The 22,296-nt window shown below is 72.0% G+C and carries 25 protein-coding genes and 1 tRNA gene; 10 read left to right on the top strand and 16 right to left on the bottom strand.

Annotated features, from left to right (window positions below):
- Window positions 1-5: 5 nt before the first annotated feature.
- Window positions 6-740 (bottom strand): MSMEG_4193 family putative phosphomutase, encoded by a 735-nt coding sequence (locus ACLBWP_RS05725; RefSeq protein WP_447654438.1) that lies wholly within the window; start codon window positions 738-740, stop codon window positions 6-8.
- 71 nt (window positions 741-811) lie between these two features.
- Here ACLBWP_RS05725 and ACLBWP_RS05720 point away from each other — a divergent pair, with 71 nt between their 5' ends.
- Genes ACLBWP_RS05720 through ACLBWP_RS05710 form a run of 3 tightly spaced genes read left to right on the top strand, consistent with a single transcriptional unit; the run spans window position 812 to window position 2,140 of the window.
- A complete protein-coding gene (locus ACLBWP_RS05720; RefSeq protein WP_243562514.1) occupies window positions 812-1,270 on the top strand; it encodes a GtrA family protein in 459 nt (152 codons plus the stop codon).
- Window positions 1,271-1,274: 4 nt separating this feature from the next.
- Window positions 1,275-1,694: a bleomycin resistance protein gene (locus ACLBWP_RS05715; protein ID WP_447654437.1), complete on the top strand. Its 420-nt coding sequence runs from the start codon at window positions 1,275-1,277 to the stop codon at window positions 1,692-1,694.
- Between the two features lie 17 nt (window positions 1,695-1,711).
- Window positions 1,712-2,140, top strand: a complete 429-nt coding sequence (locus tag ACLBWP_RS05710) for a BLUF domain-containing protein (protein ID WP_243562517.1) — start codon at window positions 1,712-1,714, stop codon at window positions 2,138-2,140.
- A 3-nt stretch (window positions 2,141-2,143) separates the two neighbouring features.
- On the opposite strand, the gene ACLBWP_RS05705 is transcribed toward ACLBWP_RS05710, so the two are convergent.
- Both ACLBWP_RS05705 and ACLBWP_RS05700 read right to left on the bottom strand, forming a co-directional pair.
- The gene (locus ACLBWP_RS05705; protein ID WP_447654436.1) at window positions 2,144-2,761 is read right to left on the bottom strand and encodes a TetR family transcriptional regulator; all 618 of its coding nucleotides are present in this window, start codon (window positions 2,759-2,761) and stop codon (window positions 2,144-2,146) included.
- Window positions 2,762-2,769: 8 nt separating this feature from the next.
- On the bottom strand, window positions 2,770-3,420 hold the full coding sequence (locus tag ACLBWP_RS05700; protein ID WP_243562524.1) for an NAD(P)H-binding protein: 651 nt from the start codon (window positions 3,418-3,420) through the stop codon (window positions 2,770-2,772).
- A 125-nt stretch (window positions 3,421-3,545) separates the two neighbouring features.
- Between ACLBWP_RS05700 and ACLBWP_RS05695 the strand changes: the two genes are divergently transcribed.
- Window positions 3,546-4,475, top strand: a complete 930-nt coding sequence (locus tag ACLBWP_RS05695; protein ID WP_447654435.1) for an NADP-dependent oxidoreductase — start codon at window positions 3,546-3,548, stop codon at window positions 4,473-4,475.
- Between the two features lie 14 nt (window positions 4,476-4,489).
- Here the strand turns inward: ACLBWP_RS05695 and ACLBWP_RS05690 are convergent.
- The 3 genes from ACLBWP_RS05690 to serS all read right to left on the bottom strand — a co-directional run bounded on the left by ACLBWP_RS05690 (window position 4,490) and on the right by serS (window position 6,861).
- Window positions 4,490-4,574: transfer RNA gene (locus ACLBWP_RS05690), tRNA-Ser, on the bottom strand.
- 170 nt (window positions 4,575-4,744) lie between these two features.
- Window positions 4,745-5,587, bottom strand: coding sequence for an HAD family hydrolase (locus ACLBWP_RS05685; protein WP_447654434.1), 843 nt, complete (start codon window positions 5,585-5,587; stop codon window positions 4,745-4,747).
- Entirely contained in the window at window positions 5,584-6,861 is a 1,278-nt protein-coding gene (gene serS / locus ACLBWP_RS05680) for a serine--tRNA ligase (protein ID WP_447654433.1), read from the bottom strand. The genes ACLBWP_RS05685 and serS overlap by 4 nt, the downstream gene beginning before the upstream one ends.
- Before the next feature lie 139 nt (window positions 6,862-7,000).
- Between serS and ACLBWP_RS05675 the strand changes: the two genes are divergently transcribed.
- Window positions 7,001-8,086, top strand: coding sequence for a diacylglycerol/lipid kinase family protein (locus ACLBWP_RS05675; protein WP_243562534.1), 1,086 nt, complete (start codon window positions 7,001-7,003; stop codon window positions 8,084-8,086).
- 198 nt (window positions 8,087-8,284) lie between these two features.
- Here the strand turns inward: ACLBWP_RS05675 and pheA are convergent, their stop codons facing one another.
- From pheA to ACLBWP_RS05655, 4 genes are read right to left on the bottom strand one after another with little or no spacing between them, the layout of a single operon-like run.
- On the bottom strand, window positions 8,285-9,238 hold the full coding sequence (pheA, locus tag ACLBWP_RS05670; protein WP_243562536.1) for a prephenate dehydratase: 954 nt from the start codon (window positions 9,236-9,238) through the stop codon (window positions 8,285-8,287).
- Window positions 9,239-9,248: 10 nt separating this feature from the next.
- Window positions 9,249-9,830 (bottom strand): MarR family winged helix-turn-helix transcriptional regulator, encoded by a 582-nt coding sequence (locus tag ACLBWP_RS05665; protein ID WP_447654432.1) that lies wholly within the window; start codon window positions 9,828-9,830, stop codon window positions 9,249-9,251.
- A gap of 9 nt (window positions 9,831-9,839) precedes the next feature.
- Window positions 9,840-10,298 (bottom strand): hypothetical protein, encoded by a 459-nt coding sequence (locus tag ACLBWP_RS05660; RefSeq protein ID WP_243562539.1) that lies wholly within the window; start codon window positions 10,296-10,298, stop codon window positions 9,840-9,842.
- The gene (locus ACLBWP_RS05655) at window positions 10,295-11,800 is read right to left on the bottom strand and encodes a molybdopterin-dependent oxidoreductase (protein WP_447654431.1); all 1,506 of its coding nucleotides are present in this window, start codon (window positions 11,798-11,800) and stop codon (window positions 10,295-10,297) included. Before ACLBWP_RS05655 ends, ACLBWP_RS05660 begins: the two co-directional genes overlap by 4 nt.
- Between ACLBWP_RS05655 and ACLBWP_RS05650 the strand changes: the two genes are divergently transcribed.
- Genes ACLBWP_RS05650 through ACLBWP_RS05640 form a run of 3 tightly spaced genes read left to right on the top strand, consistent with a single transcriptional unit; the run spans window position 11,780 to window position 14,540 of the window.
- On the top strand, window positions 11,780-13,222 hold the full coding sequence (locus ACLBWP_RS05650) for a glycosyltransferase 87 family protein (protein ID WP_447654430.1): 1,443 nt from the start codon (window positions 11,780-11,782) through the stop codon (window positions 13,220-13,222). The genes ACLBWP_RS05655 and ACLBWP_RS05650 overlap by 21 nt on opposite strands.
- Window positions 13,219-14,298 carry a GTP 3',8-cyclase MoaA gene (gene moaA, locus ACLBWP_RS05645; RefSeq protein WP_447654429.1) on the top strand — a complete coding sequence of 360 codons (1,080 nt, stop codon included), beginning with the start codon at window positions 13,219-13,221 and terminating at the stop codon, window positions 14,296-14,298. The genes ACLBWP_RS05650 and moaA overlap by 4 nt, the downstream gene beginning before the upstream one ends.
- Window positions 14,299-14,300: 2 nt before the next feature.
- On the top strand, window positions 14,301-14,540 hold the full coding sequence (locus ACLBWP_RS05640) for a MoaD/ThiS family protein (RefSeq protein WP_447654839.1): 240 nt from the start codon (window positions 14,301-14,303) through the stop codon (window positions 14,538-14,540).
- 114 nt (window positions 14,541-14,654) lie between these two features.
- Here ACLBWP_RS05640 and ACLBWP_RS05635 read toward each other — a convergent pair whose 3' ends face one another.
- From ACLBWP_RS05635 to ACLBWP_RS05615, 5 genes are all read right to left on the bottom strand, one after another.
- Complete coding sequence (locus ACLBWP_RS05635) at window positions 14,655-15,674, bottom strand: sulfate/molybdate ABC transporter ATP-binding protein (protein WP_447654428.1); 1,020 nt, start codon at window positions 15,672-15,674, stop codon at window positions 14,655-14,657.
- Window positions 15,671-16,432 (bottom strand): ABC transporter permease, encoded by a 762-nt coding sequence (locus ACLBWP_RS05630; RefSeq protein ID WP_447654838.1) that lies wholly within the window; start codon window positions 16,430-16,432, stop codon window positions 15,671-15,673. The genes ACLBWP_RS05635 and ACLBWP_RS05630 overlap by 4 nt, the downstream gene beginning before the upstream one ends.
- Before the next feature lie 107 nt (window positions 16,433-16,539).
- The gene (modA, locus tag ACLBWP_RS05625; RefSeq protein WP_447654427.1) at window positions 16,540-17,331 is read right to left on the bottom strand and encodes a molybdate ABC transporter substrate-binding protein; all 792 of its coding nucleotides are present in this window, start codon (window positions 17,329-17,331) and stop codon (window positions 16,540-16,542) included.
- Window positions 17,332-17,431: 100 nt separating this feature from the next.
- On the bottom strand, window positions 17,432-18,559 hold the full coding sequence (locus ACLBWP_RS05620) for a ThiF family adenylyltransferase (RefSeq protein ID WP_447654426.1): 1,128 nt from the start codon (window positions 18,557-18,559) through the stop codon (window positions 17,432-17,434).
- Entirely contained in the window at window positions 18,546-18,950 is a 405-nt protein-coding gene (locus tag ACLBWP_RS05615; RefSeq protein WP_447654425.1) for a TOBE domain-containing protein, read from the bottom strand. The genes ACLBWP_RS05620 and ACLBWP_RS05615 overlap by 14 nt, the downstream gene beginning before the upstream one ends.
- Window positions 18,951-19,099: 149 nt before the next feature.
- Between ACLBWP_RS05615 and ACLBWP_RS05610 the strand changes: the two genes are divergently transcribed.
- Together ACLBWP_RS05610 and ACLBWP_RS05605 are read left to right on the top strand one after the other, a co-directional pair.
- Window positions 19,100-20,758, top strand: coding sequence for a glycosyltransferase family 39 protein (locus ACLBWP_RS05610; RefSeq protein WP_447654424.1), 1,659 nt, complete (start codon window positions 19,100-19,102; stop codon window positions 20,756-20,758).
- A gap of 80 nt (window positions 20,759-20,838) precedes the next feature.
- Entirely contained in the window at window positions 20,839-21,354 is a 516-nt protein-coding gene (locus tag ACLBWP_RS05605) for a GNAT family N-acetyltransferase (protein WP_447654423.1), read from the top strand.
- A gap of 4 nt (window positions 21,355-21,358) precedes the next feature.
- Here ACLBWP_RS05605 and ACLBWP_RS05600 read toward each other — a convergent pair whose 3' ends face one another.
- The gene (locus ACLBWP_RS05600) at window positions 21,359-22,291 is read right to left on the bottom strand and encodes a 4-(cytidine 5'-diphospho)-2-C-methyl-D-erythritol kinase (RefSeq protein ID WP_447654422.1); all 933 of its coding nucleotides are present in this window, start codon (window positions 22,289-22,291) and stop codon (window positions 21,359-21,361) included.
- Between the last annotated feature and the right edge of the window lie 5 nt (window positions 22,292-22,296).

Below are 22,296 nucleotides of genomic sequence, written 5' to 3'. Positions count from 1 at the left end.
TCCGTTCAGGAACTCGGGCTGCCCGGGCCGGGTTCCGCAGCGTCCGCGGGCGGCTGGTTGCCGGCACCGCCGCCGACCGCCGCGTCGCCGCTGGGTGCCGGCGCCGTCGCCAGCCAGGACAGGTCGCCGGACTCGGTGTTCGTCGAGACGACCTCGGGGCGGTGCTCGCCGTACCGCACGACCGACACCGATGCCGGTCCGACCGTGATCCGCTGGAACAGGTCCAGGTGCATGCCGAGCGCGTCGGCCAGGATCGCCTTGATGATGTCGCCGTGGCTGACCGCGACCCAGACCGCGTTCGCGCCGTGCTCGGCCTGGATCTGGGCGTCGATGCGCCGGATGGCCGCCACCGCCCGCGACTGCATGGTCTGCATCGACTCGCCGCCCGGGAACACCACGGCACTCGGGTTCGACTGGACCACGCGCCACAGCGGCTCCTTCGCCAGGTCGCTGAGCTTCCGGTTCTGCCAGTCGCCGTAGTCGGCCTCGGTGATCGCCCGCTCGATGCGCTGCTCGGGCTCGCCGTGCTGGAAGGCCGTGATCGCGCGCGCGGTCTGTCGGCAGCGTTCGAGGGGGCTCGACACCACGGCGACCACCGGCACCTCGGCGATCCGTTCCGCTGTCCGCGCCGCCTGTTGCTTGCCGACACTGTCGAGGGCGACGCCCGCAGTGCGGCCGGCCAGCAGCCCCGTCGCGTTCGCGGTGGTGCGTCCGTGGCGGACGAGCAGGACGGTGGACATGGACCGATCCTATTCACGCGTGCTCAGGAGGGATTCGCCGCGCACCCAGGCTGAACTGCATACTTGAGGTGATGGATGCCGTGTTCTCCCTGTTCCGACGCTACCCCTCTGCGGGTCGTTTCCTCGTCGTCGGCGGCATCGGCTTCCTCATCACGATGGTGATCAACTACGGGTTGAAGCTGTTCGTCATCCCCCAGCACCCCGTCACCGCGTTGGTCGTCGGGACCGTCGTCGCGACGGTCGTGTCGTACTGGATGAACAAGAAGTGGTCGTTCGGCGACCGCGGTGGCCTGCACACGGGGATCGAGATGCTGTACTTCGTGATCGTCAGTGTGATCGGCATCGGCCTCAACTCGGCACCGCTGTGGGTCTCGCGGTACGTCTTCGGACTCGAGGTCCCGCACGTCAGCCTGGCCACGCAGGAGATCGCCGACTTCGTCAGCGGCCCGGTGATCGGGACGCTGATCGCGATGGTGTTCCGGTACTGGGCGATGAGCAAGTGGGTCTTCGTCCAGCGCGCCGAGGTCTGACCCGGTGAACGACGAACCAGCGCTCGTCCCGGAGTTGCTGGTGACGGACCTGGACGTCAGCCTGCGGTTCTGGATCGACGCGTGCGGCTTCACGATCCGCTACGACCGGCCCGAGGAACGGTTCGCGTACCTGCAACTCGGGTCGGCGCACCTCATGCTCGAGCAGGCCGGTGTCGGCCGTAACTGGGTCACCGGGCCGCTGGAACGACCGCTCGGGCGCGGCATGAACCTGCAGGTCACCGTGCCCGACAGCGACACGATCGCCGCGGCGCTCGACCGGTCCGGCACCGCGCTCTTCATGCCGCCCGAGACCACGTGGTACCGGACGGGCGACTCCGAGGTCGGGGTCCGCCAGTTCCTGGTGACCGACCCGGACGGGTACCTCATCCGATTCCAGTCGCGAGTGGCTCGCCGACCGGTCTGATCCGGCAGGATGGTCGGGTGCTGGTCTCGATCGTCTACATGAGTCGTGCCGTCGCCGAGTTCGACGACGCCACGATGACCGAACTGCTGCACGGGTCGCGGCTGCGCAACGAAGCACTGGGCGTCTCCGGGCTGCTCGTGGCCAAGGGGGGTCGGTTCATGCAGCTGCTCGAGGGTCCGGCATGGAGCGTCGACGACCGGTACGCCGCGATCGCTCGCGACCCGAAGCACACCGATCTGACCTCGCTCATCCGCGAGGAGATCCCGGAGCGGCGCTTCGACGGGTGGTCGATGGCGTACCACAGCCTGGACGACCACGACCTGGCGTCCGAGGACGGTTTCAGCCCGTTCCTGCGCGGCGGGATGGACTTCCCGCCGTCGTTCGACCGCACCAGCGCGGCGTGGCTGCTGAAGTGGTTCCGCGATCGCGAGCTGCGCGACGTCTGACGATCAGCCCGCGAAGGTCGATCGCACCACCCGAAGCAGGCGCTCCTGGTGGGCACGCTCCGCGACACCGAGCACCATCACCTGCCACATCGTGGCGACCGCGGGCAGCAGGTCTGCGCGCCCCGTCCGCACGTTCGACACGAGCTGCACGCCGGTGAAGTACGGCACGAGCGTCGCACCGAGGGCCTCGGCCGGCACGTCGCCACGGACCTCGCCGCTGGCGAGGGCCAGCCGGAAGACGTCCACGACGCCGGCGATCCACTGCTCGTAGAAGCTCGCAGTCTGCTGCGCGAGCACACCGTGCTCCAACGAGATGCGGATGCCGGCGCGGACGACGACGTCGGTCATCAGCAGGTCAGCGACCCCTCGCGAGGCCCGGATCAAGGTCACGAGCGGCGAGGGGTCGGCCGTGTCCAGCGCCTGGAACGTCCTGGCGTTCTGCTCGTCGATCACCGCCAGCGCCAGCGCGTGCTTGGTCGGGAACCACCGGTGGAGGGTGCCCTGTGGGACACCTGCCGCCCGCGCGATCCCAGCGATGCTCGCCGTCGCGTAACCGTCTCGGGCGAACGCGACGGCAGCGGCGTCGACGATCAGCGCTCGACGACCCTGGTCCGGGTGCATCCGACCGGTCAGGCCTGGTCGGCGCGGATGAAGTCGGCGATCGGCGTGCTGCCGCTGTTGAAGCGGTAGGTGCTGCCGGCAGTGCCACCTGACTCGAGCACGTCGGCGATCACGTGGGCGACGTCGCCGCGGGCGACCTTCGCTCCGGTGCCGTCCCAGTCGACGGCGCCGGTGGGCTCGTCGTCCGTCAGCGTGCTCGGCGCCACGATCGTCCACTCGAGCCCGGAGTCACGGACCACCGCGTCGGCGATCATCTTGGACTGGGCGTAGGCGAAGAAGTCGTCGTCCTGGGGCACACCGTGGTCGAGCTCGGAGCCGGACCACGAGACCATCACGTACCGCTCGACGCCGGCGCGGGCCGTGGCCTGGACGGACAACACTGCGGCGTCGCGGTCGATCGCCCAGGTACGGTCCACGGAGCCCCCGCCGGCACCGGCCGACCAGAGCACAGCGTCCTTGCCACGGACCAGGTCCTCGAACCCCGACAGGGTCAGCTGCTGGATGTCCGCGACGGTTGCCTGTCCACCGTGCTGGGCGATCTCGTCGGCCTGTTCGGGCTTGCGGATGACGGACGTGACGTGGTGGCCGCGCTCGGTGAGGATGCGCGTCGCGAGGAGTGCGACCTTGCCGTGGCCGCCGAAGATGATGATGTCGCTCATTGCAACGACGCTACCCGTCGGCCCTCCACGGCGGATGTCCGGACGGGTTGTTGCTTCGAATTCGCAGCAGTGCTACGGTGTCACTCAGTGCTTCGAACTCGAAGCACAATCGAGAGGACAGAACCATGCGTGCAGTGCAGTTCCACGACTTCGGCGGACCCGAGGTCCTCCAGCTGGTCGAGCGCGACCAACCCACCCCCGGCACCGGGCAGGTGCGCGTGCGCGTCGCCGCCTCCGCCTACAACGCGGCCGACGGCGGCATGCGCGGCGGGTTCCTGCCGATCCCGGTCGAACTGCCGCACGTGCCCGGCTACGACGTTTCCGGCACCGTCGACGCGCTCGGCGACGACGTCGACGGGCTGTCGGTCGGCGACGCCGTGATCGGGTTCCTGCCGATGGAGCGCGACGGCGGCGCTGCCGAGTACGTCCTGGCCCCGGCCGACACCCTGGTGCCCGCACCGACGACACTCCCGCTGGCGGATGCCGCGGCACTGCCCTCCGTCGCGCTGACGGCGTGGCAGGCACTCTTCGACGAAGGGCAGCTGCAGGCGGGGCAGCGCGTACTGATCGTCGGCGCCGGTGGCGTCGTCGGAAAGTACGCGATCCAGCTCGCAGCCCGCGCCGGCGCGACCGTCATCGCGACGGCCAGCCCGCGCAGCGCCGACGCGGTCCGTGCCGCGGGTGCTCACCAGGTGATCGACCACACCACGACCGACCCGCTCGGCGCTCTGGACGGGCAGGTCGACGTGCTGCTGAACCTGGCGCCGATCGACCCGGCGCAGTTCGCTGCGGACGTGGCTGCGGTGCGCGACGGCGGCATCGTCGTCAGCACCACCGCATCCATGGCCACCCCTGGCGACGACGCGCGCGGCGTCCGGGCGGCGACGGTGTTCGTCCAGCCGAACCGGGGACGCCTGACCGAACTGGTGTCACTCGTCGACGCCGGCGAACTGACCGTCGAGGTCACCCGCCGGATCCCGCTCGCCGAGCTGCCGGAACTGCACGCAGAAGCCGAGGCCGGCGGGGTCACCGGGAAGGTGATCGTCCTGCCGTGACGTGGGACTGACGGCGGAGGGTGTGGGATTCGAACCCACGAGACATCACTGCCCACCTGTTTTCAAGACAGGCTCCATCGGCCACTCGGACAACCCTCCACGACGCGACCACGTGGCGAGACGTGACCGCGTCCCGGAAAGTGTACCGGGCCTCCCGTCCGCATCGCTCGTCTGGCGAGTGGTGCGAGCTTGGCCGACCCGTGCAGCGCAACGAGCGCGCACGGAACGATCAACCTCGCACCGGGCGCAAGCGACCACCGGACCCCGGTCTACCGGGGGAGCGTGTCCAGGGCGGCCGCCAGGCCGTCGTCCGCCACTCCGCCGGTGATCTCGCTCGCGGCCTCGACCACGTCGGACGGCGCCTGCCCCATCGCGACACCACGGCCGGACGTCGACGCCCACCGCAGCATGTCGATGTCGTTGCGGCCGTCTCCGGCGGCGAACACCCGGCTGCGCGGGATGTCGAACCACTCGCGCACACGCTCCATGGCGGTGGCCTTGGTCACACCCTCGGGAGCGATGTCGAGCCACGCGGTCCAGCCGACGTTGTACGACACCTTGTGGAGGCCCATGCGGTCGACGATCTGCAGGAACTCCTCGAGCCCGTGCTCCGGCGAGATCACCACGACACGGGTGGCCTGCACGCCGAGCAGCTGCTCGAAGGGCACGTGCGCGCCGTGCTTGGTCATGGCGTCGTCGGGGAACTCGCCGCTCAGCAGGTATTGCCCGTCGGGCGACTCCACGCCGTAGGCCCCGTTCGCCAGGGCGCCACGGATGGTCTGCAGCACGTCGGTCGGGTCGAAGGTCTCGACGTGCACGCGGACGTAGCCGTTGATGGCGTTCGGCGCGGTCGAGCGTCGCAGGGTGACGGCACCGTTGGCGCAGACCAGGTACTCGGGCTGCACGCCCAGGCGCTCGAGCACGGGAACGGTCATCCCCTCGCTGCGACCGGTGGACAGCATGACCTGGTGTCCGGCGGCCGTCGCGGCCTGGATGGCGTCCACGGTGGCCTGCGTGACGACGCCGTCCTCACGCATGACGGTGCCGTCGATGTCGAGGGCGACGAGCCAGCGCTTCACCTTGGTGGCCGCGGTGCCGTGGGCGTCGTTCATCGGGGTTCGATCACCTCGACGCCGCCCAGGAACGGGCGCAGCACCTCGGGCACCACGACCGAGCCGTCGGCCTGCTGGTGCGTCTCGAGGATCGCGACGAGCCAGCGGGTGGTGGCGAGGGTGCCGTTGAGCGTGGCGACCGGAGCCGTCTTGCCCGAGTCGGTGCGGTAGCGGATGTCGAGGCGGCGGGCCTGGAACGTCGTGCAGTTCGACGTCGAGGTGAGCTCGCGGAAGGTGCCTTGCGTGGGGACCCAGGCCTCGAGGTCGTACTTGCGCGCCGCGCTCGTGCCGAGGTCGCCCGCGGCGGTCTCGATCACGCGGTAGTGCAGCCCGAGGTCCTGCAGCATCGACTCCTGGTACGCCATGAGTTTCTGGTGCTCGGCATCGGCCTGGTCCGGGTGGACGTACGAGAACATCTCGAGCTTGTTGAACTGGTGCACGCGCAGGATGCCGCGGTTGTCCTTGCCCGCCGAGCCGGCCTCGCGCCGGTAGCAGGTCGACCAGCCGGCGTAGCGGAGGGCCTGGTCGCCGTCGTCCGAGGACGGGAACGCCAGGATCTCGTCGGCGTGGTACCCGGCCAGGGCGACCTCGCTGGTGCCGGTCAGGTACAGGTCGTCGGCTTCGAGCCGGTAGACCTCGGCAGCGTGTTCGCCGAGGAACCCGGTGCCCGCCATCGTCTCCGGGCGCACGAGCGTGGGCGTGATGAGCGGCGTGAACCCGTGCTGCACGGCGCGGTCGAGGCCGAGGGACATGAGCGCGATCTCGAGCCGGGCACCGAGGCCCTTGAGGAAGTAGAACCGCGATCCGGACACCTTGACGCCGCGTGGGATGTCGATGATGTCGAGCAGCTCGCCCAGGTCGGCGTGGTCGCGCGGCTCGAAGTCGAACGACGGCTTGGTGCCGACGGTCTTGAGCGTGACGAAGTCGTCCTCACCGCCGGCGGGGACACCGGGCAGGACGGTGTTCGGGATCGAGCGGACGACCTGGTTGAAGGTGTCCTCGGCGGCGGTGACCGCGGCCTGGGCCTCCTTGACCTTGGCGGCGAGCGCCTGGGCATGCTGCACGAGCGCGGCCTTCTCGTCCTTGGGGGCCTTTGCGACGGTCTTGCCGAACGCGTTCTGCTCGGCGCGGAGCGCCTCGAACGACGAGATCGCGCCGCGGCGGGCAGCGTCCGCGTCGACCGCCCGGTCGACGACCTCGACGGAGGCGCCGCGCGCAGCCTGTGAGGCCTTGATGACATCGGGATCGTCGCGCAGCAGCTGGGGGTCAATCACCGACCCATCCTAGCCAGAGCCAGGTGACCAGCAGATGGACGGGAGGCTCGTGGCGGGGCCCGCCACGATCCTCCCGTCCGGCGGCGGCCGGGCCGCGACCCGGTGCGCGCTCCCCAGCCGCCGTCGGTACGGTCGATGCATGTCATCGCCCTCGGAGACCGCGCCCGCGCAGCCGGACGCCCTCGCCTCAGAGCACCGCACCGCCGCCGTCGTCTACAACCCCGTCAAGGTGCACCTGCCGACCCTGCAGCGCACGGTGGAGCAGTACCAGCGCGAGGCCGGGTGGAACGAGACGCTGTGGTTCGAGACCTCGGAGGAGGACCCGGGGGGCGGGATGGCCCGCGAGGCGATCGCGGCGGGGGTCGACGTCGTCGCGGCAGCCGGTGGTGACGGCACGGTCCGCGCCGTCGCCGAGGTCGTCTGGAAGTCCGATGCCGCACTCGCCCTGCTGCCGAGCGGCACCGGCAACCTGCTGGCCCGGAACATCCCCGCGCCGATCGACGACCTGAGCGCGAGCGTCCACACGATCTTCCGCGGTGAGGACCGCGCGATCGACATCGGCACGGTCGGCGTCGAGCGTGAAGACGGATCGCGGGAGCAGTTCGGCTTCCTGGTGATGGCCGGCCTGGGGCTGGACGCGCGGATGCTCGCGAACACGAAGCCCGAGCTGAAGAAGAAGGTGGGCTGGCTGGCCTACGTCGACTCGCTGATCCGGTCGTTGCGGGACGCCGACGCGTTCGAGTTCCGCTACCGCCTGGACGGCGAGGGCAACCGCTCGGTGCGCGCGCACTCGCTGATCGTCGGCAACTGCGGCACGCTGCAGGCCGGCGCGACGCTGCTGCCCGACGCCGAGATCGACGACGGCGTGTTCGACGTGGTCGTGATGCGTCCGCGGGGGTTCTTCGGGTGGGTGCGGATCGCCGCGCGCATGCTGTGGGAGAACGCGATCCTGCGGTCGGTCCGACGCTCGGCGCTGGGCCACACCGCGATCGGCAAGCGCATCACCACCCGTGCGCGTGAGGAACGCCCGCTGCGCTACCTGCGCGGCGAGGAGTTCACGGCGCGACTCGAGGCGCCGGACGAGTTCGAGATCGACGGCGACCCGGTCGGCAAGATCACGGCGTTCAAGGCGCAGATCCACGGCGGGGCGCTGCGCGTGCGGGTCGCCGGGCCGCGCGACCAGACCCGGTCGACGCGACAGGTGCGGGCGCACCACCGCATCTGACGGCGGGCAGGGGCGCCGGGGCTGGGGCTGGCGCACGGTGCGAGGTTCGCGACCGGTGCGAGGTTGATCGGCCGGTGCCGCGCAACAAGCTCGCACGGCGCCGCCGAACTCGCACCAGCGTGCAACCTCGCACCGTGCTGAGCGAGCACACCCTCGCACGCCGGCAGCAACCTCGCACCGTGCTGGGCGGGGCTGGGCTCAGGCCCCGGGTTCGCCCGCCACGATCGCCCGCAGCCAGTCGCGCGCCTCGACGAACGCCTCGTCCGAGTAGCGCAGCGGCACCTCGGACTCCTGCCGATCGGCCCGTGGGTAGGACCCCAGGAACGTCACACGCGGGCTGAACCGGCGCAGGCCGAGCAGCGCGTCCGCGACCCGCTCGTCGAGCACGTGCCCGTCCAGGTCGATGACGAACCGGTACCGCCCGAGCTCGTCGCCGATCGGCCGCGAGGACAGCAGCCCCATGTTGATGCCCCGGGTCGCGAACTGCTCGAGCATGTCCACCAGGGCACCCGGGTGGTCGGCCGGCAGCTCGACGATGACGCTCGTCTTGTCGCTGCCGGTGCGCGTCGGGATCGCCAGGGTCTTCGAGACGAGCACGAACCGGGTGACGGCACTGGCGTTGTCGCCGATCGAGTCGGCCAGCACGGCCAGCTCGTAGTGGTCGGTGATGCCGGGGGGTGCGACGGCAGCGTCGGCGGTCGGGTGCTCGTCGAGCAGTGCTGCCGCGGCGGCGACGTTCGAGGACGCGGGGATGTGCCCGTGGCCGCGGACGTTGGCCTCGAGCCAGTGGTGCGTCTGGGCGTAGGCGACCGGATGGGCGTTGACGGTGCGGACGTCGGCGAGCGCGGTGCCGGGCCGGGCGACGAGCACGAAGTCGACGGGCACCAGGTACTCCCCCACGATGCGCACCCCGGGGATCCGGGCGAGGGCGTCCTGCGTGGCGCTGACCCCACCGTCCACGCTGTTCTCGATCGCGATGACGGCGCCGACGGAACGGCCGGAGACCACGTCGTCCAGGGCCTCGCCGACGTTGTTGACGCTCCGCCAGGGCTTGCCCACGGCGGCGTCGACGAGCTTGAGGGCCGCCTCGGTGAAGGTGCCCGCGGGTCCGAGGTAGCTGTAGGTCTCGCTCGGGGCGTCGGGCTGGCTCATGCGGGTGAGCCTATTGCAGCGGCGCGACCTGCCCGGGCTGCACCGGCAGGGGTGGCGCCTGTCCGGTCAGCCGCTCCTCGCAGATCGCCACGTCGTCGTCGTCGCGCGGGTACGTCACCGCGGCGAAGCGTCCCTCGGGGTCGAGCCGCTCGAGCAGCGAGCGGGTGATGCCGTCGAGCGCCTCGACCTGCTCGTCGGTCAGCGCGTCGATGACGAACTGCCGGGCGGTGCGGACGTGGTCGGGAGCTGCGTCGACGATGAGCGCGAACCCGGCGTCGGTGAGCCGGACGTCGGTGGCGCGACGGTCGTCCGACGACGGGCACCGTGTCACGAGTCCGCGCTTCTGCAGCCGCGAGACCACGTGCGACAGCCGCGGCAACGAGGCGTTCGTCGCCGAGGCCAGTGCCGACATCCGGAGCGTCCGCCCGTCGGTCTCGGACAGCATCGCGATGACCATGTAGTCGAAGTGCGTCAGGTCGGCGTCCCGCTGCAGCTGCTGGTCGAGTGCGGCCGGCAGGAGTTCCATGACGGCGACGAGCTTCATCCAGGCGCGCAGCTGCCCACGTGTCAGCCAGGGCACCTCGTCGGTCATGGCTCCATCCTACGAAGTGGTTGTCGTTTCAACCACCCTGGGCGCGGGTCGGCGACGTGCGGTCACCCACCCGACGACGAGCACCACGACGACCACGACGAGCAGCGCGCCCTCGACCACCAGCAGTCGTGTCGTGTAGTCGAACGGCACGACGGTCGGGTTCTTCGCACCGTGCGCCTTCGCCGCGATCTCCGGCAGCACCACGAGCGCGAGCACGCTGCCGAGCACGACCGCGGCCTGCACCACGACCAGCACCCACGTGCGCAGCGCGCGTCCGGCGCGGCGGAGTCCGAGGCCGACCAGCACCACGAACGGCGACAGGATCGCGTCGTGCAGGATGACCGCACCGATCAGCCAGGTCACGAGCCCACCGATCCGGTTCGGTCGGACGGTCTCGACCATCGTGTACGCGCCGAAGGCCAGCACGAGCACACCGAGCACGACCAGGGTGATCCGCGCGGCCCTCATGACCGGACCTCGATCCGTTCGATCCACTTGGTCTGCAGCACGCCGGGTCGGCCCGGGGCGATGATGCGGGCCGGGAACCCGTGGTCCAGGTCGAGCGTCCCGCCGTTGAGTTCGAGCGCGATCAGGGTGGTCGGGTCCGAGGCGTACTCGGGGCCCATGTCCATGATCCGGTAGCCGCCGTGGCGTTCGAGACTGGTCACCCGCACCGCCGACTCGGGGTCGGCCTGCACGGCCCGCACCAGGTCGCGCATCCGCACACCCTTCCAGGTCGCCATCTGACTCCAACCCTCGACGCACGAGATCGGCAGCTCGACCGTGGTCATCCCGAGCGCGACGAGCTCGGCGCGCGAGAAGGTCCGCGTCACCGCCGGGCCCACCACCGTCAGGGTCCAGTCGGCGGCCGTCGCGGTGGCGAGCACACCGGCGGCACGTGCCGTGCGGTTCACCGGCAGCGCGTTCGGGCCGAGGTGGCGCTTGCGGGGCGCGAAGACGTTGAACGGCTCGCCGAGCTTCGACGACTGCCCGACCGTCAGCACGACGACGCCGGCCGTCGCGGCTGCGACACCCGCGAAGAACCCGCGTCGCGCGACGCGCTCCCGCCGGCCCGCGGTCGCGGGCGCGGGCGCGGTCGCGGTCGCGCCGAGACTCGGCCCCGCGGACGGATTGCGTGCTGATCCGGCCGCGTCATGTCCGCCGGGCCGAGACTCGGCGACGGCGACGGCGTCCGGACCGGCATCGGCACCGGACTGCGGACGGGAGGCCCGGGGCGACTCCGCCCCGTCGGTCACGCTGGCGGCGGGGGCGCCGTCAGCCCAGCGCATCACCCGACCCGTGATCCCCCGCGGGTACGTGGCGGAGGCGCTGCGGGCCTCCCCCACGTACTCGGGCAGCTCGCTGCCCACCGAGCCGTCGGACACGAACCGGCCGTCCGCGTCGTAGGCGTCGCGCGCCCGCCAGTACCGGGCGATGATCCGCAGCTTGGCGGCGATGTGGATGGCGAGCGAGCCGATCAGCACGTACGACAGCGCGTAGTGCACCTGCCGGAACGGGAACGGCCACGGGTACCACTGGTACGTGTTCACCAGGCCGGTGCCGACCTGCACGATCGCGGACGACACGAACAGTGCGATCGACGCGCGTTCCAGCAGGTGCAGCACCCCGCGGACGGGCGGGTCCTGCGCCAGCGCGGGCATGACCGTGTTGAGCTTGGCGACCAGCAGCGGGATGATCGCGATGCCGGCGGTGATGTGCAGCCCCTGCGTGAACTGGTACAGCTGCGTCGGCCGCGTGGGGAACCGCATCCAGGGCAGCGGGTCCTGCAGGAAGTGGCTGTAGACGCCGGTGCCGAAGCAGATCAGGAACGCGATCCCGAGCAGCCGACCGAGCACCACGGCGGTCCGGGCGTTGCGGTTCGGCGAGGCCATCGCGGACCGGGCGTCGTGCAGCGAGCGGCGGACGATCGTCGGTACCCTCGACGCACCATGCGACTGCGACTCGGCCATCCCCTGTCCACCGTGATCGCCGTCGTCGGCGTGCTGGCCCTGGCGGGCGTCATCGCCGTCGGCATCACGCATCTGGGGTTCCTCCGGTCCGGTCATCGACTGTCATTCGTCACGTGGACCCTGATCGCTTGGGCGGTGTTCGTCGTCGCGGTCGTGGCGCTGCGGTTCGTCCCGGCACGACTGGTGACCATCATCGTCCTCGGTGGCGCGGTCGTGGTGGGACTCGCCGCACTGGTCGGTCCCCCCAACACCAGCACGGACTCGGCGCGGTACGCCTGGGACGGCATCGTGCAGCACGCCGGGACCTCGCCGTACCTGCACACCCCGCAGTCCGAGACCCTGGCCCACCTGCGTCCGGACTGGTTGTTCCCGGACAAGGTGAACGGCACGTGCGACAACCTGAAGCCGCGGTTGCACGGACTCGGCGACGGAGCCGACGGGCACTGCGTCGCGATCAACCGCGTCGACGTGCCCACCATCTACCCGCCGCTCGCCGAGATGTGGTTCGCCCTGGTGCGGTCGCTCGTGCCGGTGACCGCGCAGTACATGCCGTTCCAGGTCGCCGGACTGATCGTCTCACTCGGCGTCACGGTCGGGCTGCTGGTCGTGCTGCGCCGCACGGGTCGCCCCGCGTGGTGGGCGGCACTGTGGGCCTGGTCGCCGCTCGTCGCGTCCGAGGCCGTCACGAACTCGCACGTCGACGTCCTCGGTGCAGCGCTCGCCACCGCCGGCGCCGTGCTCGTGGCGTTCGGCCGGCCGATCTGGGGCGGCATCGCCCTCGGCGCCGCGACCGCCGCCAAGCTCATCCCCGCGATCGTCTACCCGCCGCTGCTCGGCCGGTGGCGGCACTGGTGGGCGATCCCCGTCGGCATCGCCGTCTTCGGGCTGCTGTACGTGCCCTACGTCATCACCACCGGGGCGAAGGTGCTCGGGTACCTGCCCGGGTACCTGAGCGAAGAGGGGTACGAGGACGGCTCCCGCTTCGCCCTGGTGTCCCTCGTGGCCCAGGGCGACGCCGCGACGGTGCTCGTGGCACTGGCCGTCCTGGTCGCAGCGGTCATCGCGTGGCGGCTGTCCGACCCGAGCCGTCCGTGGTCGGGCGAGGTGCTGATGATCGGCGTGACCTTCCTGGCCGTGACGCCCCGGTACCCCTGGTACGCGCTCCTGCTCATCCCCTTCGTGGTCCTGTCCGGGCGCTGGGAGTGGTCCTCGATCGGCCTGGCCATCACCGTGCGCGGGCTCTGGGTCAACGCCGACGCCTACCGGTGGTGGCTGCTCGGGGCGGTCCTGCTGATCGTGGTCGTCACCGTGATCCGCACCGACCGGGCCGACTGGCTGCGCTGGCGCGACCGGCTCGTCCCGTCCCGCATGCGCCACGGGCGACCGACGCCCACGCCCGGCGACGTATCATCGCAGCCATGACCGCCGTCGCACTCCCGGCCACCGGGCTGCTCCGTCGGGTCCGGACCGAGACCGCCGTACCACCCCGACCGGCGGGTGACCCCGGGCTGGTCGACCGCTTCGGTCGTCGCGCGGTCGACCTGCGGGTCTCGCTGACCGAACGCTGCAACCTGCGCTGCACGTACTGCATGCCGGCCGAGGGGCTGCCGGTCATCCCGACCGACGCGCTCATGACCGCGGCCGAGATCGAACGGCTGGTCCGACTCGGCGCCGAGCACCTGGGGGTCCGCAAGGTCCGGTTCACGGGCGGTGAGCCGCTGCTGCGTGCCGACCTGGTCGACATCGTCACCCGGTGCGCGGCACTCGGCGTCGAGCTGTCACTGACCACGAACGCGATCGGGCTGGCGGCGCGCGCGCAGGCACTGCGCGACGCCGGACTCGAGCGGGTGAACGTGTCGCTCGACACCGTCGACCCCGACGTCTTCGCCACGGTCACCCGTCGCCCGTTCCTGGCCCGGGTGCTCGAGGGCATCGCCGCCGCCGACGACGCCGGACTCGGGGTGAAGGTCAACGCCGTGCTGCTGCGCGGGGTGAACGACCACCTGGCCGTCGACCTGCTGACCTGGTGCCTCGAGCGCGGCCACGAGCTGCGCTTCATCGAGCAGATGCCGCTCGACCCTGGGCACGCGTGGGACGGCACGTCGATGGTGACCGCCGCCGAGACCCGCGCGATGCTCGGCGAGCAGTACGTGCTGACCCCGGACCAGGCGCCGCGCGACGGTGCTCCGGCCGAGCGCTTCCGGGTGGCCTCGCGGGCGACGGGCGAGGACCTCGGCACCGTGGGCGTGATCGCCAGCGTGACCGAGTCGTTCTGTGCGGACTGCACCCGCACCCGCCTGACCGCCGAGGGCCACGTGCGCAGCTGCCTGTTCTCCGACCAGGAGTCCGACCTGCTCGGGCTCATGCGCGACGGCGCCTCGGACGAGCAGGTGCTCGACCGCTGGCGTCTGGCGATGTGGGCCAAGCCGCGTGACCACGGTGACGACGCCGACGGCATGGTGCACCCGACGCGTGGCATGAGCGCGATCGGCGGGTGACGATGACCACGATGCGGTTCTTCGCCGCCGCCCGCGCGGCCGTGGGGGTCGACGAGACCACGGTCGACGCCGAGACGCTCGACCAGGCACTGCGCGGGGTCGATGCCGTGGACGCCGACCGGTGGCTGGTGCTGCAGGAGCGGTGCTCGTACCTGGTCGACGGACTCAGCACCCGTGACCGGTCGACGACACTCGACGGCGTCGGGCTGGTCGACGTGATGCCGCCCTTCGCCGGCGGCTGATCCCGCACGGTGCGAGGGTTCGCACCGTGCGAGGTTGTCGCGTGGTGCGAGGTTGATCGGTTCGTGCGCGGAAAGTACCTCGCACGGCGCGGACAACCGCGCACCAGGTCAGCGTCAGCGCGCGGAGACGTCCAGCTCGGCGGGGTCGACGGCGACGTGCACGGTGTCGCCACGCGTCAGGGCCAGACGGGTGGCGGTGGCGATCGTCACGTCGGCGACCAGGTCGTCCGTCCGCACCCGGACCAGGCCGTCGCGCGGCTCGAGACCGCGCACCGTGCGCTCGGGCCCGGCGCCGTCCCACGTCACGACGGCGGCCGTCGGGTGGTACGCGGCCTGGACGGCACGGCCAGGAGGCCCGGTGTGCGTCGCCGACACCAGCTCGCCCCCGCCGGGCAGCGCGATGCCACGGCTGGTGGCGGTCCCGACGACCACGACCAGTCCCGAGAACGCGGCGCCGAAGGCGCTGGTCGGTCGTCCGAGCACCCGGTCGGTCGGCCCCTGCTCGACGACGCGGCCGTGCTCGATCACGACGACGCGGGACGCCAGCCCGACGACCTCGATCGGGTCGTGCGTGACGAGGATGCTCGGGCGTCCCACCACTGCGGCACGGAGGGCAGCGCGCACGTCGTCCCGGGCCTCGACGTCGAGTGCCGAGGTCGGTTCGTCGAGCAGCAGCACCGCGGGGTCGGCGGCCAGTGCCCGGGCGATCGCGACCCGCTGGGCCTGTCCGCCGGACAGCGTCGCCGGAGCGCGGTCGGCCAGGGCGAGTGCGTCGACGGCCGACAGCGCCGTGTCGGAGCGGAGCCGGGCCTCCCGTCCGCCCAGGCCTGCCGCACGCGGACCGTACCCGACGTTGCCGGCGACGGAGCGGTCCGGGAACAGCTCGGGACGCTGCGTGACCAGGCCGACCCGACGCCGGTGGGACGGCACGGCGCGGCGCCCGTCGTCGACGGATCGACCGGCGACCTCGATGCCGCCGGCGTCGATCCGCAGGAGTCCGGCGATCGCCTCGACGACGGTGGACTTGCCGGCGCCGTTCGGTCCGACCAGCGCGACGCACTCGTCGGCACCGATCACCAGCTCGACGTCCACGTCACGGTCGCGCAGGACGACGTGGGCGCGCAGCGCGGTCATGCCGGCACCGTCCGCGCGCCGCGGATCGAGGTCGTGCCGATCACGACGACCGCCACGACGACGAGCACCAGTGCCAGCGCCACCGCCGTGTCCGGGTCGATCTCCCGCTGCAGGTAGATCTCGAGCGGCAGGGTCCGCGTCACGCCCTGCAGGCTGCCGGCGAACGTCAGGGTCGCGCCGAACTCGCCGAGTGCCCGCGCGAAGCACAGCACGACGCCCGAGGCGATGCCGGGCAGTGCCCGCGGGATCGTCACCGTGAACAGCACCCGGGTGGGACTCGCGCCGAGGGTCGCCGCGACCCGCTCGAGCCGGTCACCACCGACGCGCAGGGAGCCCTCGACGGCGGACACCAGGAACGGCATCGCGACGAAGGTCTGCGCCATCACGACCGCCACGGTGGTGAACGCGATGCGGATGCCGTGGTCGGCGAGGAACCCGCCGACCGGTCCGATGCGCCCGAACGCCGCCAGCAGGGCCAGCCCGCCGACCACGGGCGGCAGCACCAGTGGCAGCAGGACCAGGGCCCGGGCCACGCCGACCCAGCGGGAGCGGACCCGCGAGAACAGCACGGCGAGGGGCAGGCCGAGCACCAGCGCGATGCCCGTGGCGGCCGCCGCCGTGCCGAGGCTCAGGCCGAGTGCGGTGAGCGAGGCGGGGGCGGTGACCAGCGCGACGAACGACGACCAGTCGACGCGGCCGACCATCGCCAGGACCGGCACGACGACGAAGAGTCCGCCGACGACGGCCGGCACCGGCAACCACCACGGGGTCGGGGTCCGGCTGCGTGCCCGGGTCCGGCCGTCCGCTCGGGTCCGGCTGTCCGCCCGGGTCTGGCTGTGCGCCCGGGTCTGGCTGTGCGCCCGGGTCACGGCTTGCCGAAGCCCGCTTCCCGCAGGACCCGCTCACCCGCGCTCGACCGGACGTAGGCGCTGAACGACGCGGCCAGCGCGGCGTGCCCGGAGCCCTTGACGACGCCGATCGGGTACGTGTTGACGGCCTTCGCCGCGGCGTCGAAGTCGACCCCGTCGACCTTGCCGTCGGCGCCCTTGACGTCGGTGACGTAGACCAGCCCGGCGTCGGCCTGTCCCGACTCGACCTTGCCGAGCACGTCGGTGACCGACTGTTCCTCGCTGACCGGTGCGAGCGTCACGCCACTGGCCTGCTCCACCGTCTGGGTCGCCGCTCCGCACGGCACGGGCGCGGCGCAGGTCACGACCTGCAGCCCGGACGCGGTCAGGTCCTGCAGGTCGTGGATGCCCTTCGGGTTGCCGGGGGCGACGGCGATCTGCAGCGTGTTCGTCGCGAATGCGGGCGTGCCACCGGTGATGAGCCCGGCGTCGGTGAGCTTGGTCATGTTCTTCTGGTCGGCGCTGGCGAACACGTCGGCCGGGGCGCCGTTCTGGATCTGGGTGACCAGGTCGCTCGAGCCCGCGAACGAGAACGTCACGGTGGTGCCGGGGTGGGACGCCTGGTAGTCCTTGCCGAGCGTGGTGAACGTCTGCTGCAGGGACGCCGCGGCGAACACGGTGATCGAGCCCGTGGGGGTCGCGCTGGCGCTCGGCGTGGTGCTCGCGGTGGATCCGCCCTGGGCGCTGCACCCGGTCAGGAGGACGGCGGCGGCGAGTGCCCCCGAGACGATCGCCGTGGTCCTGCGCATGTCTGATCCCATCCGTGACGCACCTGCGACGTCTCATGACGATCCTAAGCGCATCTGCGAGCTCGGTTCGCGCTGCAGTCCGCGCGTCACGGCCTGCCGTTCAGACGACCGGGCGGCCCTCGCGCAGCCAGGCCTGCATGCCACCGTCGAGCACCACCGCGGGACGGTCCGCCGTCGACGCCCACGCGACGGCGCGCGGTCCCCGTGCGCAGACGACCACGACCGGTGTGTCCCGGGCGTGCGCGTCGGTCGCGAGCTCGTCCGGGGTCACGGCACCGGCGATGACCCCCTCGGCGCGCTCCTCGGGCGTGCGGACGTCGACCACGACCACGTCGTCCGCCGGGTCCGCGAGCCGGGCGGCGAGCGCCGCGGGGGCGATGCGGTCGGGTTCGGCCGCCGGGGCGTCCGGCCGATGCGAGTCCGGTCCACGTCGCAGCGGGCTCTCGGTCCAGCGCCACCGTCGGGCGTCGACGCTGAGCACCCGGCCGACCAGCGGGTCCCCCAGTCCGGCGACGATCGCGGTGACCTGCGCCGCCATCACCGAGCCGACCGCGCCGCACAGGGCCGGCAGGACACCGTCGATCGCGCACGAGCCCTCGTCCGGGTGCACCTCGGGGTGCAGGTCGTGGAAGTCGATCGGGGCGCCGGTCAGCACGCCCGCGTCGTCGAAGACCGACACCTGGCCGTCGTAGCCGAGCACGGTGCCCCAGACGAAGGGCACACCGGCGGCGGCGCAGGCGTCCGACACGGCGCGGGTGACGACGACCGAGTCCGCGGCGTCGACCACGACGTCGTGGTCGACGACCAGCTGCGGGGCGAACCGGCCGACCAGTGCGACGACGTCGGCCTCCGGGTCCACCGCGCGGGCGTGCTCGGCGGCGACCTGGGCCTTGGGGCGTCCGACGTCGGCCGTGGTGAAGAGCGTCTGCCGCGCCAGGTTCGAGGGGTCGACGGTGTCGGGGTCGACGATCGTCAACCGGGCGATGCCACTGCCCGCCAGGTACGACATGACCGGGGCACCGAGCCCGCCGGCGCCGACGACCAGGACCCGTGCGGCGGCCAGGCGGGTCAGCGTGCGGTCCCCACCGGCGTCGAGAGCGGCGGTGCGGGAGCCGAGCCGCCGCCGGGCGGGGGTGAGACCGGGCGAGGCGGCGGGCGTCGCGGGCGGTGTCGGTGCGGACGTCACCGCGGGTGTCACGGCGGGCGTCACGGCGTCATTCGTCGTCACGGGGTGCCTCCACCGTGACCATCGTGGCCTTGACCGACGCCGTCGCGACGGAACCGACCTCGAGCCCCAGGTCACGGACCGCCTCGGCGCTCATCAGGGACACCACGCGGTGCGGCCCGCACTGCAGTTCCACCTGCGCCATCACGGTGTCGACGACGACCTCGGTGACGATGCCGACGAAGCGGTTCCGCGCCGAGCTCCGACCCGCGGCGGGATCCGGCAACGCGGCGCTCTGGGCCTTGGCGTGGACGGCCAGTTCGCGCCCGTCGACGACCGCGCGTCCGGCGCCGTCCGAAAAGCGTGTGAAGGTCCCCGCATCCACGAGCCGGCGGACGGTGTCGTCACTGACCCCGAGGTAGCGGGCGGCGTCACGGATGCGCAGGCGGCTCATGCCCGGATGCTAGCCGGTGTGCGGGCCAGGGGGGACGTGGACCCGACCCGCCCGATCCTGTGAGCACTCCGAATCCCACGGTGCAGTTCCCAGTCGATCACCCCGCTGTGCGAGGTCGCCGCCCAGCAGGCGCCGATACCGTCGGACCCGTGAGCACTCCCCGGACCGGCACCATCAGCGTCCCTCGGTCGCTGTCCGCACCCACGGTGCGCAGTCGCCTCCGAGGGGGCTCCCGCGCGGTCGGTGCCGCGGTCGTCCGCACCCCGGAACTCACCATCGGCGCCCTTGCCGTCGTCGCGACCGCGGCGTTCTCGTGGGTACCGTCGGTCTGGTACGACGAAGCCGCCACCGTCACCAGTGCCACGCGGAGCTGGCCGCAGCTGTGGGCGGAACTGCACTCCGTCGACGCCGTGCACGGTCTGTACTACGCGCTCATGCACGCCTGGTTCTGGCTGGTCGGGTACACCCCCTTCACGCTGCGCTTCCCGAGCGCTCTGGCGATCGGCGTCGCGGCCGGGCTGGTCGTCGCCCTCGGTCGTCGGCTGGGTGGTCGGCGGCTCGGGATCGTCGCCGGGCTCGTCTTCCTCGCGCTGCCCCGCGTGCAGTGGGCCGGCGGAGAAGGTCGACCCTACGCCACCATCACCGCGCTGTCGGTCTGCCTGACCCTGGTCGGTCTGACGGCCGTCCGCCGCACACGCTCGGGACGACGACCAGTCCTGTGGTGGTCGGCGTACGGCGTGCTGGCGCTGGTGTCGGTGACGTTCAACATCTACCTCTCGCTCGCCGTAGTCGCGCACGCGGTCGCCCTGCTCTGGGTCGCCCTGGCCGAACGCCGACGGACCCGGGCACAGACCATGCAGGTCCGGAGCGGCCTGCCCACGCAACCGCTGGTGACGCGGCGGACATCGGTCCGCTGGCTGATCGCCGCCGGCGCCGCGGCACTCATCGCCTCGCCCTTCGTGCTCGAGGTCGCCTCGCAGTCGAAGCAGGTCGGCTGGATCGCCGGCATCACGGACCGCACCAAGGACCAGGTCTTCGCCACCGCGTGGTTCGGCGGCATGGACTGGTACGCCGCCGTTGCGTGGGCCCTGCTGATCGTCGGCGTCGTCACCGCCGGCGTGCAGGCCCACCGCCGCAGCGCCTCCGTGCGGGCCCTGGTCCGCATGCAGGCCGTGCGCGTCGCCCTGCCGCTCGTGATCGTCCCGACGGCCGCACTCGTCGGAGCGACCGCACTCGGCGAACACCTGTACTCGCCGAAGTACGCCAGCCTGAGCCTGCCGTTCGTGGCGCTGCTGATGGCGCTGGCGATCACGCTCATCCGGCCCAAGGCCTGGCTCGTCGGTGCGCTGGCCGCCGTCCTGCTGCTGTCCGTCCCGAACGCGTACGACGTCAAGACCCCGCTGTCCAAGCAGGACTCCACCTGGGCGAACGCCGCGTCGATCGTCGCCGCCGCTCGTGACGCCCGACCGGACGCCGACGAAGGCGTCATCTACGGCAGCGTGTACCGGCACCCCGGCGCGACCGCAGACATCATCCGGGTCTCGTACCCGTGGGCGTTCACCGGCATGACCGACCTGGGTGTGCGTAAGGACGGCGCGCAGTCCGGCGTGCTGTGGAACCAGACCGGTGACCTCGCCACGACCGTTCCCGCTCGCCTGGGCGACATCGACACGGTCTGGTTCGTCGGTGGGACCTCGCGCAACATCGAACCGCAGGCGGCGTCGGTGCTGTCGCAGCACGGATTCGTCGCCGAGCACCACTGGAAGACCGGCGAAGTGCTGCTGACCGAGTACGTCCGCGCACGCTGACCAGCCGCCGACGTCGCTGACCTGCGCTCGACGCCGCTGACCTGCGTGGTCCCGATGCCGCACTGTGCCATGCTGCGACCATGCAGCACGACGTCCACCTGATCGCGCCGGCCGATGCCGCACCGCTCGCCGCCCTGCTCGTCCGGAACCGCGCCTGGCTGGCTCCGTGGGACCCCGCCCGTCCGGAGACCTACTTCACCGAGGGCGGTCAGCGCGCGGAGATCGACTCGTGCCTGCGACGTCGGGGCCGCGGAGTCATGCTGCCCCTCGTGATCACCACGGACGACGTCGTGGTGGGACGGCTGAACGTCAACTCGATCGTCCGCGGTGCCTTCGAGTCCGGCACCCTGGGCTACTGGGTCGCCGAGGACGCGGCCGGGCACGGGGCTGCGACCGCCGCCGTCGGACTGGCGGTCCGCATGGCGTTCGACGGGCTCGGACTGCACCGGCTCGAGGCGGGCACACTGCCCCACAACGTGCGGTCACAGCGCGTGCTCGAGAAGAGCGGCTTCGAGCGGTACGGCTACGCGCCGCAGTACCTGCGCATCGCCGGGGCATGGCAGGACCACGTGCTGTTCCAGCGGCTGGCCGACTGACGCGTCAGTGCACCACGCGCGCGCCGTGCACGGGCCCGGTGGCACGCACGGCGACGAAGCCCGCGGCGCTCAGCGCGACCTGGACCTCGAGCGCGCTGTCCCGGTCGGCGACCAGGAACGCGACGGTCGGCCCGCTGCCCGACACCAGACCGGCCAGTGCGCCGGACTTCTCCCCGAGTTCGAGCGTCCGCGCCAGTTCGGGCTGCAGCCGCATGGCCGGCGCCTGCAGGTCGTTGTGCAGGCAGTCCGCCAACAGCTCGGGGTCGCCGGCACGCAGGGCCTGCAGCACGTTGGACTCGACCACGGGCATGGACGGCGCCGGGGTGATGTCCGCCCGGTAGCGGTCGCGGTGGGCGTCGAGCGCGCGGTAGACGGCCGGTGTGGACAGCCCGTCGTCGCTCAGCGCGAGCACCCAGCGGAACTCGCCCTTGGCCAGCGCCGGGCTGAGCTCGTCGCCGCGACCCGTCCCGACCGCGGTGCCGCCGGCAAAGGCGAAGGGCACGTCGGCCCCGAGCCGCGCGGCGATGCGCAGCAGTTCGTCACGGCCGAGGGCGGTGCCCCAGAGCGTGTCCACCGCCAGCAGCGTGGCCGCGGCATCCGCAGAGCCACCGCCCATGCCGCCGGCGACGGGCACGCGCTTCTCGATCGTGAGCCGCACCCCGCCGGTGTACCCGGCGGCTTCGGCGACCATCCGGGCCGCGCGGATCGCCAGGTTCGTGCCGTCGACGGGCACGGATGCGGTGTCGATCGACCCCGTGAACGTCACGGAGAAGTCGTCGGCGGGTTCGGCGACCACGTCCTCGAACAGCGAGACCGCCTGGTACGCGGTCGCGACGTCGTGGTAGCCGTCGTCCTGCAGTGCGCCGACGGACAGGAACACGTTGATCTTGCCGGGAGCGCGCGTCCGCACGCGAGTCGGTGCGGCCAGCGAGGTCATGACCC

This window comes from Microbacterium sp. M1A1_1b (assembly GCF_053345565.1).
The sequence above is the reverse complement of the archived record's forward strand: the minus strand, read 5'-3'. Positions and strand labels throughout refer to the sequence as shown.

Bases quoted from the DNA above. Each gene is read 5' to 3' on its own strand.
- ACLBWP_RS05725 (WP_447654438.1), bottom strand. From the start codon at position 740: ATGTCCACCGTCCTGCTCGTCCGCCACGGACGCACCACCGCGAACGCG.
- ACLBWP_RS05720 (WP_243562514.1), top strand. From the start codon at position 812: ATGGATGCCGTGTTCTCCCTGTTCCGACGCTACCCCTCTGCGGGTCGT.
- ACLBWP_RS05705 (WP_447654436.1), bottom strand. From the start codon at position 2,761: ATGCACCCGGACCAGGGTCGTCGAGCGCTGATCGTCGACGCCGCTGCC.
- ACLBWP_RS05700 (WP_243562524.1), bottom strand. From the start codon at position 3,420: ATGAGCGACATCATCATCTTCGGCGGCCACGGCAAGGTCGCACTCCTC.
- ACLBWP_RS05695 (WP_447654435.1), top strand. From the start codon at position 3,546: ATGCGTGCAGTGCAGTTCCACGACTTCGGCGGACCCGAGGTCCTCCAG.
- ACLBWP_RS05685 (WP_447654434.1), bottom strand. From the start codon at position 5,587: ATGAACGACGCCCACGGCACCGCGGCCACCAAGGTGAAGCGCTGGCTC.
- ACLBWP_RS05675 (WP_243562534.1), top strand. From the start codon at position 7,001: ATGTCATCGCCCTCGGAGACCGCGCCCGCGCAGCCGGACGCCCTCGCC.
- pheA (WP_243562536.1), bottom strand. From the start codon at position 9,238: ATGAGCCAGCCCGACGCCCCGAGCGAGACCTACAGCTACCTCGGACCC.
- ACLBWP_RS05665 (WP_447654432.1), bottom strand. From the start codon at position 9,830: ATGACCGACGAGGTGCCCTGGCTGACACGTGGGCAGCTGCGCGCCTGG.
- ACLBWP_RS05660 (WP_243562539.1), bottom strand. From the start codon at position 10,298: ATGAGGGCCGCGCGGATCACCCTGGTCGTGCTCGGTGTGCTCGTGCTG.
- ACLBWP_RS05650 (WP_447654430.1), top strand. From the start codon at position 11,780: ATGCGACTGCGACTCGGCCATCCCCTGTCCACCGTGATCGCCGTCGTC.
- ACLBWP_RS05655 (WP_447654431.1), bottom strand. From the start codon at position 11,800: ATGGCCGAGTCGCAGTCGCATGGTGCGTCGAGGGTACCGACGATCGTC.
- moaA (WP_447654429.1), top strand. From the start codon at position 13,219: ATGACCGCCGTCGCACTCCCGGCCACCGGGCTGCTCCGTCGGGTCCGG.
- ACLBWP_RS05640 (WP_447654839.1), top strand. From the start codon at position 14,301: ATGACCACGATGCGGTTCTTCGCCGCCGCCCGCGCGGCCGTGGGGGTC.
- ACLBWP_RS05635 (WP_447654428.1), bottom strand. From the start codon at position 15,674: ATGACCGCGCTGCGCGCCCACGTCGTCCTGCGCGACCGTGACGTGGAC.
- modA (WP_447654427.1), bottom strand. From the start codon at position 17,331: ATGCGCAGGACCACGGCGATCGTCTCGGGGGCACTCGCCGCCGCCGTC.
- ACLBWP_RS05615 (WP_447654425.1), bottom strand. From the start codon at position 18,950: ATGAGCCGCCTGCGCATCCGTGACGCCGCCCGCTACCTCGGGGTCAGT.
- ACLBWP_RS05605 (WP_447654423.1), top strand. From the start codon at position 20,839: ATGCAGCACGACGTCCACCTGATCGCGCCGGCCGATGCCGCACCGCTC.
- ACLBWP_RS05600 (WP_447654422.1), bottom strand. From the start codon at position 22,291: ATGACCTCGCTGGCCGCACCGACTCGCGTGCGGACGCGCGCTCCCGGC.